General features: G+C 56.8%; 11 protein-coding genes, 1 tRNA gene and 2 pseudogenes. 7 read left to right on the forward strand and 7 right to left on the reverse strand.

The features are described 5' to 3' along the window. Nucleotides 1-20: 20 nt before the first annotated feature. Nucleotides 21-1,454: an NAD(P)-dependent oxidoreductase gene (locus ACR0DY_RS09245; protein ID WP_480547248.1), complete on the reverse strand. Its 1,434-nt coding sequence runs from the start codon at nucleotides 1,452-1,454 to the stop codon at nucleotides 21-23. Between the two features lie 231 nt (nucleotides 1,455-1,685). Here ACR0DY_RS09245 and ACR0DY_RS09250 point away from each other — a divergent pair, with 231 nt between their 5' ends. After that, a complete protein-coding gene (locus tag ACR0DY_RS09250; RefSeq protein ID WP_480484589.1) occupies nucleotides 1,686-2,489 on the forward strand; it encodes an undecaprenyl-diphosphate phosphatase in 804 nt (267 codons plus the stop codon). On the opposite strand, the gene ACR0DY_RS09255 is transcribed toward ACR0DY_RS09250, so the two are convergent. Further along, nucleotides 2,490-3,473: a complex I NDUFA9 subunit family protein gene (locus ACR0DY_RS09255; RefSeq protein WP_480547246.1), complete on the reverse strand. Its 984-nt coding sequence runs from the start codon at nucleotides 3,471-3,473 to the stop codon at nucleotides 2,490-2,492. It lies immediately after the preceding gene. A 201-nt stretch (nucleotides 3,474-3,674) separates the two neighbouring features. Between ACR0DY_RS09255 and ACR0DY_RS09260 the strand changes: the two genes are divergently transcribed. Together ACR0DY_RS09260 and ACR0DY_RS09265 are read left to right on the forward strand one after the other, a co-directional pair. After that, nucleotides 3,675-3,761: transfer RNA gene (locus ACR0DY_RS09260), tRNA-Leu, on the forward strand. A gap of 222 nt (nucleotides 3,762-3,983) precedes the next feature. Then, nucleotides 3,984-4,181, forward strand: a pseudogene (locus tag ACR0DY_RS09265) (hypothetical protein); the annotation flags it as partial. 202 nt (nucleotides 4,182-4,383) lie between these two features. Here ACR0DY_RS09265 and ACR0DY_RS09270 read toward each other — a convergent pair. Next, nucleotides 4,384-5,337: an AraC family transcriptional regulator gene (locus ACR0DY_RS09270; RefSeq protein WP_480484587.1), complete on the reverse strand. Its 954-nt coding sequence runs from the start codon at nucleotides 5,335-5,337 to the stop codon at nucleotides 4,384-4,386. Nucleotides 5,338-5,473: 136 nt separating this feature from the next. Between ACR0DY_RS09270 and ACR0DY_RS09275 the strand changes: the two genes are divergently transcribed. Both ACR0DY_RS09275 and ACR0DY_RS09280 read left to right on the forward strand, forming a co-directional pair. Continuing rightward, a complete protein-coding gene (locus tag ACR0DY_RS09275; protein WP_480484586.1) occupies nucleotides 5,474-5,995 on the forward strand; it encodes a DUF4142 domain-containing protein in 522 nt (173 codons plus the stop codon). Continuing rightward, on the forward strand, nucleotides 5,995-6,342 hold the full coding sequence (locus ACR0DY_RS09280; protein WP_480484585.1) for a cupredoxin domain-containing protein: 348 nt from the start codon (nucleotides 5,995-5,997) through the stop codon (nucleotides 6,340-6,342). Before ACR0DY_RS09275 ends, ACR0DY_RS09280 begins: the two co-directional genes overlap by 1 nt. A gap of 262 nt (nucleotides 6,343-6,604) precedes the next feature. Here the strand turns inward: ACR0DY_RS09280 and ACR0DY_RS09285 are convergent, their stop codons facing one another. Both ACR0DY_RS09285 and ACR0DY_RS09290 read right to left on the reverse strand, forming a co-directional pair. Continuing rightward, nucleotides 6,605-7,240, reverse strand: a complete 636-nt coding sequence (locus tag ACR0DY_RS09285) for a glutathione S-transferase family protein (RefSeq protein WP_480538277.1) — start codon at nucleotides 7,238-7,240, stop codon at nucleotides 6,605-6,607. Next, nucleotides 7,240-7,983: an ATP-binding cassette domain-containing protein gene (locus ACR0DY_RS09290; protein WP_480484583.1), complete on the reverse strand. Its 744-nt coding sequence runs from the start codon at nucleotides 7,981-7,983 to the stop codon at nucleotides 7,240-7,242. The genes ACR0DY_RS09285 and ACR0DY_RS09290 overlap by 1 nt, the downstream gene beginning before the upstream one ends. A gap of 254 nt (nucleotides 7,984-8,237) precedes the next feature. On the opposite strand from ACR0DY_RS09290, the pseudogene ACR0DY_RS09295 reads away from it, so the two are divergent. Beyond that, nucleotides 8,238-8,432, forward strand: a pseudogene (locus ACR0DY_RS09295) (PfkB family carbohydrate kinase); the annotation flags it as partial. Between the two features lie 67 nt (nucleotides 8,433-8,499). Here ACR0DY_RS09295 and ACR0DY_RS09300 read toward each other — a convergent pair. Next, nucleotides 8,500-10,698 (reverse strand): adenylate/guanylate cyclase domain-containing protein, encoded by a 2,199-nt coding sequence (locus ACR0DY_RS09300; protein WP_480547236.1) that lies wholly within the window; start codon nucleotides 10,696-10,698, stop codon nucleotides 8,500-8,502. Nucleotides 10,699-10,883: 185 nt separating this feature from the next. Further along, nucleotides 10,884-11,375, reverse strand: coding sequence for an RNA pyrophosphohydrolase (locus ACR0DY_RS09305; RefSeq protein WP_480559314.1), 492 nt, complete (start codon nucleotides 11,373-11,375; stop codon nucleotides 10,884-10,886). Between the two features lie 137 nt (nucleotides 11,376-11,512). Here ACR0DY_RS09305 and ACR0DY_RS09310 point away from each other — a divergent pair, with 137 nt between their 5' ends. Then, nucleotides 11,513-13,540, forward strand: coding sequence for an FAD-dependent oxidoreductase (locus tag ACR0DY_RS09310; RefSeq protein WP_480898145.1), 2,028 nt, complete (start codon nucleotides 11,513-11,515; stop codon nucleotides 13,538-13,540). Nucleotides 13,541-13,560: the final 20 nt, after the last annotated feature.

Below are 13,560 nucleotides of genomic sequence, written 5' to 3' on the forward strand. Positions count from 1 at the left end.
AACCCTCCTGAAAGCTGGGGTTATTCCGCCGCGAAGGCTGCCCTGGCGTTGAACCGGTCGATGATCGCGTCGGCGCAGTCGCGCCCGTCACGGATCGCCCATACGACCAGTGAGGCACCGCGCACAATGTCCCCGATCGCGTACACACCTTCCATTTCGGTTTCCCCAGTCTGGAATGCTGCCCTGACCGTTCCCCATCGGGTGACGGGCAGGTTGGGCTGCCCGAACAGGGTGGGCAGGTCTTCGGGTTCAAAACCCAGCGCCTTGATCACCAGATCGGCGTCCTCGACATAGTCCGCGCCTTCGATCACTTCGGGGGCCTGGCGACCAGATGCATCGGGTTGCCCCAGACGCATCTTCTGCACGATCACGCCGGAAACCTTGTCGTCACCTGTGAATCCCTTGGGCGCACTGAGCCATTCGAATACTACGCCTTCTTCCTCGGCGTTCTGTGTTTCGCGCTGCGAACCCGGCATGTTTGCCCGGTCACGACGGTACAGGCATTTGACTGACGTCGCGCCCTGACGGATCGACGTGCGTACACAATCCATCGCGGTGTCACCACCACCGATCACGACAACCTTTTTGCCCTCGGCATTCAGCCGTCCGTTGTCGAAATCCTCAACAGTGTCACCAAAGCTTTTACGGTTTGATGCGGTCAGGAAATCGATTGCCTTCTCGATCCCGGCAAGACCACTGCCCGGCATGGACAGATCCCTCGACTTGTAAACGCCCGTTGCGATGATGATGGCGTCATGCTTTGCGTGAATTTCAGCGAATTTTGCGGCGTCCACGTCGCAGTTCAATACGAACTCGACACCGCCGTCCGCCAACAGGTCGTTACGCCGCTGGACGATTTCTTTTTCCAGCTTGAAGCCCGGAATGCCATACATCAGCAGACCACCCGCACGGTCGTAGCGGTCATAGACCGTGACCTGAACACCGGCCCGACGCAGCATGTCCGCCGCGGCAAGACCACCCGGCCCGCCACCGATAATGCCGACGCTTTCACGGCGCTCTGTCGCAGGGACCACTGGTTTGACCCAGCCTTTGTCCCACGCCGTGTCGGTAATGTACTTTTCGATCGTGCCGATGGTGACCGTTCCGTGGCCGGATTGTTCGATCACGCAATTTCCTTCGCACAAACGGTCTTGCGGGCAGATGCGGCCGCAAATCTCGGGGAAGGTGTTTGTCGCCTGGCTGGTTTCGTAAGCCTCTTCCAGCCGTCCGGTTGCAGTCAGCCGCAACCAGTCGGGAATGTTGTTATGCAGCGGGCAGTGCGATTGACAGTAGGGCACACCGCATTGACTGCAACGGCTGGCCTGTTCTGCTGCTTTCTCGGCAGCGAACTCGGCATAAATTTCGTTAAAGTCTTCTCTGCGGTCATTGGCGGCACGCTTTTCCGGCATGACGCGGTCGATCTGCACAAATTTCAGCATCGGTTGCTTGGCCACGGGTCAGACTCCATGAATTGGCTTGGTTGGATTTCTTTATGCGATGCGCAAACGGATGAAAAGTCATATATGCTGACCTATTGTGAGAATTTTCCACCCACCCACTCGAAATCTGTGAATTCTTAAAGGAATTTTAGGTACGATTCGGACCTATATGAAGACTTTCCTTTTCCCCACCACCCTTATAGCCATACACCACATAAAAAACGTGGCGGCAGCACGGCAGGGCAGATGAGTCTTTTCCACCTGATTCTCGTGGCAATCATTCAGGGAATAACTGAGTTTTTGCCCATTTCGTCTTCGGGTCACCTGATCCTGCTGCCGAACTTGTCGGGCCTTCAGGATCAGGGTCAGGCCATAGACATCGCGGTGCACGTGGGAACTCTTGGTGCGGTCGTTCTGTATTTCTGGGCGGATGTGAAGCAGGCTCTTGCCGGGGTGCCGCGCGCCCTGACCGGCCGGACAGATACACCGCAGGCCCGTTTGGCTCTTGGTCTGATCATTGCGACACTTCCAACCGTGATTGCAGGTCTGATCCTGCATCTGACCGGGTTAAGCGAGGCCATGCGTTCGATCACTGTAATCGGGTGGACAATGCTGGGCTTTGGCCTGCTGCTTTATTGGATCGACCAGAAAGGTCCCCAGACGAAAGAGGCGAACGACTGGGGTATTCGCGATGCTTTCGTCATGGGACTGTGGCAGGTTCTTGCGCTGATCCCCGGAACATCGCGGTCCGGGATCACCATTACAGGGGCCCGTCAACTGGGTTATACCCGAGCAGACGGCGCTCGGATCGCGATGTTGATGTCGATCCCGACAATCCTAGCGTCGGGCACACTGCTGGCATTGGATGCCGTGCGCGACGCCGATATGCAACTGGCCCGGGATGGGGCTATTGCGGCGCTGTTTGCCTTTCTTTCGGCGCTGCTGGCGCTCAGCCTGATGATGCGGCTTCTGCGCAGCGTCAGTTTCACGCCCTACGTCATCTACCGCGTCATTCTTGGCGTGATCCTTTTGATCATGGCCTACAGCTGATCAGATACGCAGGTTTTTGGCCGAGTTCTGAATGTCGTCATACTGACCCGAGGGGCGGAATTTCCACAGGTATTCCGGCAGGACCGATTCCAGAGTGGTCGGCGCAATGCCAAGATCCGCAAAGGACTTGGCCCCGTCAGATACCACATTGTCATGGTGCAGATTCCTGACCTGATCGCGGGTCAGAATGTTGTTCGGGAACAGTTGGAAGCTGACGAATTTCGCAATATCCAGCACGCCCGCCATAATCCGGGCAGCAAAGAACGGCAGACCGACAACGATGCGCCGACGGTGGATCACTTCAAGCATCTGCTGCATCAGGGCGCGGAAGGTTTTCACCTCCGGCCCGCCAAGCTCGTACACGCCCGGCTCAGCCTGCCCCAGAATGCCTTTGACCGCTGCCTGGGCCACGTCATCCACGTAAACGGGCTGGAATTTGGTCTCGGCACCAACCACTGGCAGGAACGGACCCATGCGGGTCATCCCGGCGAAACGGTTGAAGAACTGATCCTCGGTTCCGAAGATAACCGAGGGGCGCAGGATCATGGCATTGGGCATATGCTTCAAAACACCTGCTTCGCCTTGCGCTTTGGTTTGAGAGTACTCGCTGGCTGAACCTGCATCTACACCAATCGCCGAGATGTGAACCATCCGTTCGATACCCTGCTCGGCTGCAAGCCGCGCGATACGTTCGGCTCCTTCGGCTTGAACGGCATCAAACGCGTTCTTGCCCAGTTCATTCAGCACACCCACACAGTTCACCACGACATCGGCGCTCTGCATCGCCAGCGCGACCGAGGCGACATCGCGGATATTGCACAGCACAGGCTCAACCTGTCCGACGGCGCCGTAGGGTTTCACGAACATGGCTTCGTTCGGGCGTCGTACAGCCACCCGCACACGCCACCCCTCACTCGCCATGCGTCGCGCGATGTAGCGACCGACAAATCCCGATCCGCCATAAATCGTCACCAGTTTCGACATGAGAGGGCTCCTGCTGAGAAATTGCGCTCTAGAACTAACGCTCGCAGGCCAGCCAAACAAGGCACTAATTCGCCGCGCCGGTCATGAAATACTCAGGCCAAAATCTCAGTTCGAAAACCGAATTCAAAAAACTTTCAAAATTCATTCAGAATCCGGTTGACGCCCCCCGCCAGTCAGCTTAAACGCCGCTCCACGACACCTGCCCAGGTGGCGGAATTGGTAGACGCGCTAGCTTCAGGTGCTAGTGTCCGTATGGACGTGGAGGTTCGAGTCCTCTCCTGGGCACCATCTTTTCCTCAAAAATATATAAATCACAAGAGCTTAGCGGAAAGTTCAAACCTGTAAAGGTGACACAAGAGGTGACGCAATGCCTCTAATCATCTTTGCAGCAGAAGCGATTCTGATCATGGCTAGATACATTGAACAAAAGAACTCCAATGGTGTTTGGTAATTTCGTAGGCGTGTTCCCCAAGACGTTCGAAAGCACTACCCCAAGCTAAGCAATCGAAACGAACTCGATTTTCTCTCCAAACGAAAGACCCCAAGGAAGCGACTGTTCTGGCTCAGAGAAAAGTCACCGAACAAGATGGGTTCTGGAAAAGTGTCAGAAGGGCCGAAAGAGTATTTCAGGTTGATGGGAAAAGACCCAGAAAGCAGGCAGGAAATGGTCGCGCTCGAATAGTCTGTCTGACGTCAGACAGAGGTTGAAAACGCCCAGTCCGAGAACAAAAGGAGGCACCATCATGGCGATGGCGGCGGGATTATCGATAAGGGCGGATATATCTTTGGCGGCAAAAAGCGGAAACTTTCTTCTCCGTTGTTTTGCGACGGAAAAATGTGCTCCTCAGCAACAGGTACTTTTGAGCACTGTCGTTGGAATGAATGCATACCCGGCAACATTGCAGATCGTTCAGACCTGAGTGGGTAACGCAGAGGTTCGAAATCTGGCAGGCGGTTGCCCGATCTCTTTCTTGAACGCGCGACTGAACGCTGCTTCCGAGGAATACCCACTCAGATCCGCGGCCTCGGCAACACTGACACCTTTCTCTACCAACGCGCTGCGGGCAATCTGCATACGCCATGCAGTCACATATTGCATCGGTGTGATCCCAAGCTTCTCGGAAAACCGCATTGCGAAACTTGTCCGAGACAATGCCGCCCTGTTGGCCAAAGAATCGACACTCCACTGCGCAGTCGGGTCATTGTGGAACGCCGTCAATGCGCGGGTAAGATGAACATCGGCGAAACCTGCGAGTTTTCCCCCTGTTCTGGCGGTATCTTCGATATGGCACCGGATAGCCTGCGCAAAAATCGCCTCTGACATCTTCAGCGCTATCAAATCACCTCCAAAACGGCCGAACCCTGCCTCGGACCCTATCACGCGCAACGTCGCTTCCAGCCAATCGCTGGCCTCGGCGCCATAATCCCGGATGACAATGCTTGGCGGCAATCGGTCAAGCAACAGATGCCTTGATCCTTCGGCTAGTGAAAAATGACCACAAATCAGCTGGTTCTCCATGTTGGGGTCGTTGCCGCCATACACCAGAACACCCTTACCATCATAGCCGGACCTTTCCAGCACGTCATCCAGCGGCAAGGCGTCTTCCGGGCCCGAAACACGACAATTCAACGTATGTGCCGCCCCGTGTGGAACCAGGATAAGATCGCCTTTGGTAAGGCGTAGCGCCCGATCTTCTCCTGCGACGCGCACTACGCACTCACCGCGATGTACATAGTGGAACCGGGCCACGTTCTGAAACGCCGGCACCTGGATCCCCCAGGGCTGTTCGCTAAGGCTGGTGCGGAAATACAGTGTCCCCTTGAGCGACAGGCGGGTCAGAATATCACTTAGCAGATCAAGCATGGTTGCTGATATTACCAAGAGTTCGATATCTGTCTACATGTTCGAACGATAGGGCATGTCTTCTGGACGGCAGGTAATTCAAAGACAAGGCAAACTGTACGCATATCAGGGCTTCAATCAACTTTGGAGATTCCAGATGAAAACCGTTTTCCTTTCTGCTGCTCTTGTCGTCGTCGGCTATGCTGCTGTTGCAGATGAGAACAAGATGAACGATCTTGAAATCGCGCATACAGCGTATACTGCCGGTGAAATCGACATCCGCTATGCGCATCTTGCTCTTGCTGTGTCCGACAATAACGACGTTCGGGATTTTGCGAACACAATGATCCGTGATCATGCGGCCGTGAACCAAGCTGCAGGGGCGTTGATCCAACAACTGAATGTAACGCCCCAGGACAACGCCCTCAGCCAGGCCCTGGTTAAAGGTTCGGTCGAGAAACGCGATGAGCTGAGCGGGCTGCGCGGTAAAGCCTTTGATTGCGCCTACGCTCAGAATGAGCTCGCTTATCATCAGATCGTGAACAAAACGGTTGAGGACGAGTTCATCCCCAACACCACCGTTGAGCCGCTCACGAACCTGCTGCAGGATGCTCTTGCCACATTCAAACAGCATGAAGGCCACGCCGAACAGATGGTGTCTGGGCTGGATTGCGGCTGATGGCTGTACTGTCACGCAGAAAGTTTGGTGCCGTACTGGGTGCGGCACCGCTTACTCTTCTGGCTGGCGCATTGGGTGCGTCCGCCGGGGCAACCAGCCATCAGATTTCTATTCGCAAATTCAAGTTCGCGCCTGAGAAACTCGAAGTTTCGGTCGGTGATGAGGTGATCTGGACCAATCTGGACATCGCGCCTCACACCGCAACGGAACAAGAGATGCAAGATTGGGACACCGGGCCGCTAGAGCGGAACGAAAAGGCAGCCGTGGTATTCGACAAACCCGGGGTTTATGCCTATTTCTGCGTGTTTCACCCGCATATGAAGGGGGCTATCGTAGTGAAAGATTAATCAGCGGCTACACGCGGGGAGCTGAGCGTCGCCGTGCTTTGATTTCTTCATCAGAGTCACCTCATTCATCCGTAAAAACCTACTTCTAAACGCCCCAAATTTTCGGTGAGATTACCACCCGGCGCGTCTGTTCAACCCGCGGCCGAAGAATACGAAAATCACACCTGCAAGAACGAGGGAGTGTCGGAGGCAGAGTATACGTGCGAAGTTGCCGTGATATTCGGCGGCGGACCAATTCCATTCCTAAAATCCTGCTGTTTTGTCACGTTTTCCTTTTGGATTGAAATAACGCGTCGCACCCGAAGAATTCGCACGCCATTGCCGTCGCAGGCTTTGCCTTAATATGCTCCGTCCAACGTGTAACATTCGGTGCATTCTCAAGTGAAAGGCAGAGATGGTTGTGGTCATTAATCCAAGGGAACAAGGCAATATCTGCAACACTGTAAGAATTGCCGCAAAGGTACTGCTGGTCATCCAATATGCTGTCCAGATACGCGATAGAACGATTAGCAATTGAGTTATACAACGCAAGCGCCTCTGGGTTGGGGTTTTCTGCAAGACCAGACCAATACTCAACCTGACCAAAGTAGGGCCCTTGAGACGAAGACTGGTAGAACAACCAAGAATTAATCTCGTCCAAACCCGTCGGCGTTTCGACAAGTCCCCATCCGGTTTTTCGAGCGAGATACAAAAGAATGGCGTTGGATTCAGTGAGTACAAATCCACCGTCATCTATGACCGGCGTTCTACCGGCCGGGTTCAACCTCAGGAACTCAGGCCGGTGCTGTTCTCCTTTTCTGATATCGATTGGAACAAACTCGTATTCGAGCTTTGTTTCCAATAGCATCATCAGAACCTTCAGAGCATTTACAGTGTTGTATCCATAGAATTTAATCATCAGAATTCGAGACCTTCTTCCGACAACCCTTCAAGATGAGGCATCAGAAAAAGCAGTTCCTCTGTGTATGAGGTCTGGGGATTGGTAAACAACTCTGCGGTTTCCTGTACTTCAAGAATACGGCCAGATTGCATAACTGCGACGCGGTCACACATCTGGCGCACAACAGGAAGGTCGTGGCTGATAAACAGCATTGTCAGGCCAAGGTGCTGCTGCAGATCTTTCAGGATATTGAGGATCTGTGCTTGAATAGAAACATCCAGCGCAGAAGTAGGTTCGTCGCAGATCAAAAAGCGTGGCTGTGTCGCCAGTGCCCGCGCTATCGAAATCCGCTGGCGTTGTCCCCCTGAAAACTCGTGAGGGAATTTTCCGGCCGCTGCGGCGCCAAGTCCAACTTGATCCAAGAGTTCATGCACACGTTTCGTCAACTCATCGCCTCCCAGAATTTTGTGGTGACGGATGGGTTCAGCAATGAGATCCAACACTTTCATACGCGGATTAAGAGATGAGTAAGGGTCTTGAAAAATCATCTGAATGTCGCGACGAAAATTCGCTTGTGCAGTCTTGTCCAACGGATTGCTCACGACTGTACCGGCGAACTCAACTTCTCCGCCATCTAACGCGTAAAGTCCGCTGATTAACCGCGCGACCGTTGACTTCCCTGAGCCGCTTTCACCGACAACACCAAATTGTCCGTCATCGTTTGCCTTGAACCCGGCTAATGTCGGGGGAATTTGTCTCAAACTTCTTTGAAAAATGAAGGGGAGTGGCAGGTTCAGTGCTTGGTCGCCGAACTTCGAAAACTGGTTGAATGGGCATATTCCGACTCCCTACTCGCCCATCCTGATCATCTGCGCTACTTGAATGCCATCCAGCGTTGCGGATGCAAAGGATTTGAAGCCGAGCATTGGGTGATCCACATCTTGATGATCCTATGGTCTTTTCAATCACGTTTCCGGGGAACTTGCCCCTGATAGCCTTCTGGAATGAAAAACCTTGCGCGCGCTCGGGTGACGGCGTGACCGTCCTGAACGGAGGCGCGCGCATCGACGTGCCGGTCAAGAGGATCGTCCCCGTAGACGCAACCGGTGCCGGAGACCAATTCGCCGCGGGGTTCCTGTATGGAATGGCCACAGGGCGCGATTACGAGACCTGTGCCAGGATCGGCAACGTCTGCGCCCGCGAGGTCATCCCCGGGCGGATAGCCGGCCTGAATCTGACCGTGCGCGCCTTTCCCAGCAGGGCTAGGAGTCAGCTTTCTACTCGCCTGAGATGCGCGTGATCGCCCTCTTGGCACGAAGCCCTATTATGGGCTCCTCAGTGACGGCCTCCAGCGCTGGCAAAGCTGCACTGGCTGGCGCGCCGATCTTTCCGAGCGTGATTACGACCTCGCGGCGCGCGCGCTTACCGCCAGTTTCAAGAACACCGAGCAGATCAGAGACCGCGCTGGCCGCCTGGGGACCGAACCAGCCCAACATCCGCAGCGTTTCGATTTGCGCTGGTCCTTCCTGCGTCTTGAGGTCTTCCAGTAGGGATGTCACGGTAGTGGTTGGCCTGAGCGCTGCGAGTTTCAACCCGTCGGCCATCTTGCGGTTTAGTTCCTCGTGATCACCGTCCCACTGCATCGGCAGCAGATAGTTTTCGGCAAGCGCCAGCCGATCCTTGTCGCGCGCCCAGGCATACATCAGGTCGTCGGCTTTCCGGCGGTCGCCCAACTGCGCGTGAATCGACGCCGCGGTGATGATCAGGTTCAGCGACTTTTTCGTTCTGGCAGTCGCCTCGTCCAGAATTTCGGCTGCCCTGTGCAACTGCCCTAACGCATAATACGCAGCTGCCTCGACAAAAACGACATTGGCGGGCACACTGGGGTCAAGCCGCTTGGCAATCGCAATCTCGTCTAGACCCTGCTCGGGATTGCCCGAAGCGATTAGCGCCCAGGCCATAGTGACATGCGCCTCGGGGTCATTTGGGCCAAGCTCGATCGCCCTGGCCGCTTCTTCGATGGCCTTTGCCGAGCGCGCGGCGCCAGTTTCGCCAGTGTTCTGGTCACGGAAGTTAAGCTGCCGCATGGCGCGAATAATGTGCACCATCGACCCGCCTCTGTCGCCGGCTTTTTCAAGATGATCGGGGATCAGAACGGTATAGAGGTGGGCGCGGGAGTTACCGCGAATTTTCTGGTTCCACCGGAACACGCCATCTCGTTGAAAGGCCAGCGCCAGTGCGGCATGGGCACGGCCATAGTCGGGATCAATTTCAATCGCCCTTTCGAAATGATCCACAGCTCGGGCATTGTCGCGTTCGTTGAAGTTCGACATCAACTCCCAGCCACGTTGAAATGCCTCGCGGGCGGCGACGACTTTAGTATCGGCCCGGTTCACCTCCTCGAGTTCGTCGTCGGTCAGTTCAACCTTCAGCGCGTTGATGATCTTCAGTACAAACGCGTCCTGTGCCGCAAAAACATCCGAGGCGTCGCCGTCGAAGCGGTCAGCCCAGACGTGGTTGCCGGTGGTGGCGTCAATCAACTGAGCGTTGACGCGCAATGTGGTGCCCGAGCGCCGCACGCTGCCTTCGAGCACGTATTGCACGCCCAGGGTTTCGGCGACGTCTTTGATGCTCACCGACTTGCGCTTGTAAATGAAGGTCGAATTGCGCGCGATGACGAACAAGCCCGAAACTTTCGACAGGTCGGTGATCAGATCCTCGGTTATCCCGTCGGCCAGAGGTTCCTGTTGGGACTCGCCGCTGAGATTGTCAAACGGCAGAACCGCAACCGAGGCCTTGTCGGGTAACGGCAATGCCATCGCTTCGATCGAGGCCGCTTCGACCTTCACCGGACGGGATTGAAGCCAGTACGCCGCTCCAGCACTGATGGCCAGAAGGCCAAAAAGCGCGGCTATGACCGCGCTTGCTTTACCGTAGCGCCCGCGGGATGGCCGAACGACGGTTGGTTCGGTGCGTCTTGTGGCACGATAAACACGGACAGGCTCGGGGATGTTTTTCAGCGTCTTGTCGCCCAGATCGCCGAACGCCGCCTCAAGCTTGCCGCTGGCATGATCGACGACCGTGCGCGATACCAGCACCGAACCCGGCTCAGCGATGGATTCCAGCCGCGCGGCTACGTTGATGCCATCTCCGAAAATATCGTCGTCCCTGACAACGATATCACCCAGGTTTATCCCGATCCGAAATTGCAGGGCGTCCGGCTCGTCCGCGCGAGGCCTTATCCGGTCCTGCCAGTCCAAAGCGCAGTTCACCGCATCTACGACGCTGGCAAACTCGATCAGATAGCCGTCGCCCATCCGCTTGACGATCCGTCCCCCGTGGCGTTCGACCAATGGCGTGATGATACCTGTGTCGAGCGCCTCGAGCCGGGCAAGAATGCCAGCCTCGTCCTCGTGCATGAGGCGCGAAAAATCGACCAGGTCGGCAACAAGAATGGCTGCTAGGCGCCGCTCCATCCAGAATTCCGCTGTGGTACAAGCTATGCCTTTAAGGTTGCCCTAGCTGTTCGCGTCGTTCAATCCCTTTCGAATATTCGCAAACATCCCAGTCGCGAGCTGCAAACACAAGTCATGGGTAAGCGAAGGCCGAACTGCTGGCTTCGTCTCGCTTAGCGGAACAACCTGAAAAGCATCCCTAGCGATCAGAGTTCGTTTAGATAGTCGGAAAAAGCCTCGACCACGCGCTCATACACATCGCGCTTGAAGGGCACGATTTCGGCGATCAGCCGGTCTGGCTCCTGCCATTTCCAGCGGGTGAATTCCGGGTGGTCGGTTTCGATGTTGATCTGATCGTCGGCGCCGGTGAAGCGCAGCAGGAACCATTTCTGCTCCTGCCCGCGATAGCGGCCTTTCCAGATGTGGGGCACGATGTCATGGGGCAGGTCATAGGGCAGCCAGCCCGCGGTCTCGGCGATGATTTCGACCAGATCAGCCGTGACCCCGGTTTCTTCCCATAGCTCGCGCAGGGCTGCGTCGCGGGGATCTTCGCCCTTGTCCACACCGCCCTGCGGCATTTGCCAGGCGTCTTGTGGGCCGTCGTTTCGCATGCCCACAAAAACCCTCCCCTCGGTATTCATCAGCATCAGCCCGACGCAGGGGCGATAGGGCAGTTTGGCGATTTCTTCGGGGGTCATGCGCGGCCTCATCGGGTTGTTCCGCCCACCTCTAGCAATCACCGGCGCTACAGCAAAGAGGGTGACGTGGGGTTTCGCGTGACAAAGTTGACGCGAACGTCAATCTAGCGGGCAAATTCAGGAGGGAGAGTTCCGCCATGACTGCGTACCCGAATATGCTGGCCCCGCTGGATCTGGGCTTTACCACGTTGAAAAACCGCGTGCTGATGGGCTCGATGCATACGGGGCTTGAGGAAACCGGCGACTGGAACCGGGTGGCCGAGTTCTATGCCGACCGGGCGCGGGGCGGCGTGGCGCTGATGGTGACGGGCGGGATTGGTCCGAACCTTGAAGGCTCGGTCCTGCCGGGGGCTTCGATGATGGTGAGCGACAAGGACGTGGCGCACCATTCCATCGTGACGCAGCGCGTCCATGAAGCGGGCGGCAAGATCGCAATGCAGATCCTGCATGCGGGGCGCTATGCCTACGGGCCGAAATGCGTGGCCCCCAGCCCGGTGAAATCGCCGATCTCTCCGTTCCCGCCCACTGAGCTGGATGAAGAGGGTATCGAGAAGCAGATCAGCGATATCGTCAACGCCGCCGTACTGGCGCAAAAGGCGGGTTATGACGGGGTCGAGATCATGGGGTCGGAAGGGTACTTCCTGAACCAGTTCCTTGTGACCCATACCAACAAGCGCACCGACCGCTGGGGCGGGTCTTATGAGAACCGGATGCGTCTGCCGATCGAAGTTGTACGCCGCACGCGCGAGGCGGTGGGCACCGATTTCATCATCATCTACCGGCTGTCGATGATCGATCTGGTCCCCAACGGCTCGACCCATGACGAGGTGGTGCAACTGGCGCAGGAGATCGAAAAGGCCGGCGCCACGATCATCAACACCGGCATTGGCTGGCACGAGGCGCGGATTCCCACGATTGCCACCAGCGTGCCGCGCGCGGCCTTTGCCTGGGTGACCAAGAAGCTGATGGGCAAGGTGGGGATACCGGTGATCACATCGAACCGGATCAACACCCCCGAGGTGGCCGAAGAGGTTCTTTCGACCGGCTGCGCCGACATGGTCTCGCTGGCCCGCCCGATGCTGGCGGATGCGGATTTCGTGGCCAAGGCGATTGCGGGTGAGGCCGCAAAGATCGCGCCTTGCATTGCCTGCAATCAGGCCTGTCTGGATCACACGTTCAGCGGCAAGCTGACCTCGTGCCTCGTGAACCCGCGCGCCTGTCATGAGACCGAACTGGTGATTGAACCGGCCAAAACGCGCAAATCCATTGCCATTGTGGGGGCAGGCCCTGCCGGTCTGTCGACCGCAATGATCGCGGCCCAGCGCGGCCACGATGTTACCCTGTTCGACCGCGCTGATGAGGTCGGCGGGCAGCTGAACATGGCCAAGCAGGTGCCGGGGAAAGAAGAATTCTGGGGACTGGTCGACTGGTACCGCACCATGATGGATGAACTGGGCGTGAAAGTGGAACTGAACCGCGAGGTAGGCGCAGATGACCTAACCGGCTTTGACGAGGTGGTCATCGCCACCGGTGTCAGCCCGCGTGATCCGCAGATACCGGGGCAGGATCGGGACAACGTGCTAAGTTACATCGACGTGCTGCGCGGCAAGGCCGAGGTTGGCAAGTCTGCTGCCGTGATCGGGGCCGGTGGCATCGGCTTTGATGTGTCCGAGTTCCTGCTGGAAGAGGGCCACAGCGCCACGACCGACCTGCCGCTGTGGATGAAGCAATGGGGCGTGACGGACCCGGCTGAGCACCGTGCAGGGTTGGCGCCCGAGGGGCCGCAACCCAGCGCGCCCGCACGTCAGGTCACCCTGTTGCAGCGCAAGAAACAGGCGCATGGCAAGGGTTTGGGCAAAACCACTGGCTGGATTCACCGGGCAACGCTGAAGATGAAGAACGTCAATTTCGTGGGTGGCGTGAATTATGAACGCATCGACGATGACGGCCTGCATGTCAGCTTTGGCGAAGAGCGCGCAGACCCGACGGTGATCGCGGCCGACACCATTGTGTTATGTGCCGGTCAGGTGTCCGAACGGTCACTGGCGGACGCGCTGATCGAGCGGGGCATCACCCCCCATGTGATCGGGGGTGCGGATGTCGCCGCCGAGCTGGATGCCAAGCGCGCGATCAATCAGGGCACGCGGCTGGCGGCGAAGTTCTGATCGCCCCGGTTTAGCGTTTC

The sequence above is a fragment of the Ruegeria sp. O6 genome, assembly GCF_056535045.1.

Coding starts and splice junctions, on each gene's coding strand:
- ACR0DY_RS09250 (WP_480484589.1), top strand. CDS start 1,686: ATGAGTCTTTTCCACCTGATTCTCGTGGCAATCATTCAGGGAATAACT.
- ACR0DY_RS09270 (WP_480484587.1), bottom strand. CDS start 5,337: ATGCTTGATCTGCTAAGTGATATTCTGACCCGCCTGTCGCTCAAGGGG.
- ACR0DY_RS09255 (WP_480547246.1), bottom strand. CDS start 3,473: ATGTCGAAACTGGTGACGATTTATGGCGGATCGGGATTTGTCGGTCGC.
- ACR0DY_RS09300 (WP_480547236.1), bottom strand. CDS start 10,698: ATGGAGCGGCGCCTAGCAGCCATTCTTGTTGCCGACCTGGTCGATTTT.
- ACR0DY_RS09305 (WP_480559314.1), bottom strand. CDS start 11,375: ATGACCCCCGAAGAAATCGCCAAACTGCCCTATCGCCCCTGCGTCGGG.
- ACR0DY_RS09275 (WP_480484586.1), top strand. CDS start 5,474: ATGAAAACCGTTTTCCTTTCTGCTGCTCTTGTCGTCGTCGGCTATGCT.
- ACR0DY_RS09280 (WP_480484585.1), top strand. CDS start 5,995: ATGGCTGTACTGTCACGCAGAAAGTTTGGTGCCGTACTGGGTGCGGCA.
- ACR0DY_RS09310 (WP_480898145.1), top strand. CDS start 11,513: ATGACTGCGTACCCGAATATGCTGGCCCCGCTGGATCTGGGCTTTACC.
- ACR0DY_RS09285 (WP_480538277.1), bottom strand. CDS start 7,240: ATGATTAAATTCTATGGATACAACACTGTAAATGCTCTGAAGGTTCTG.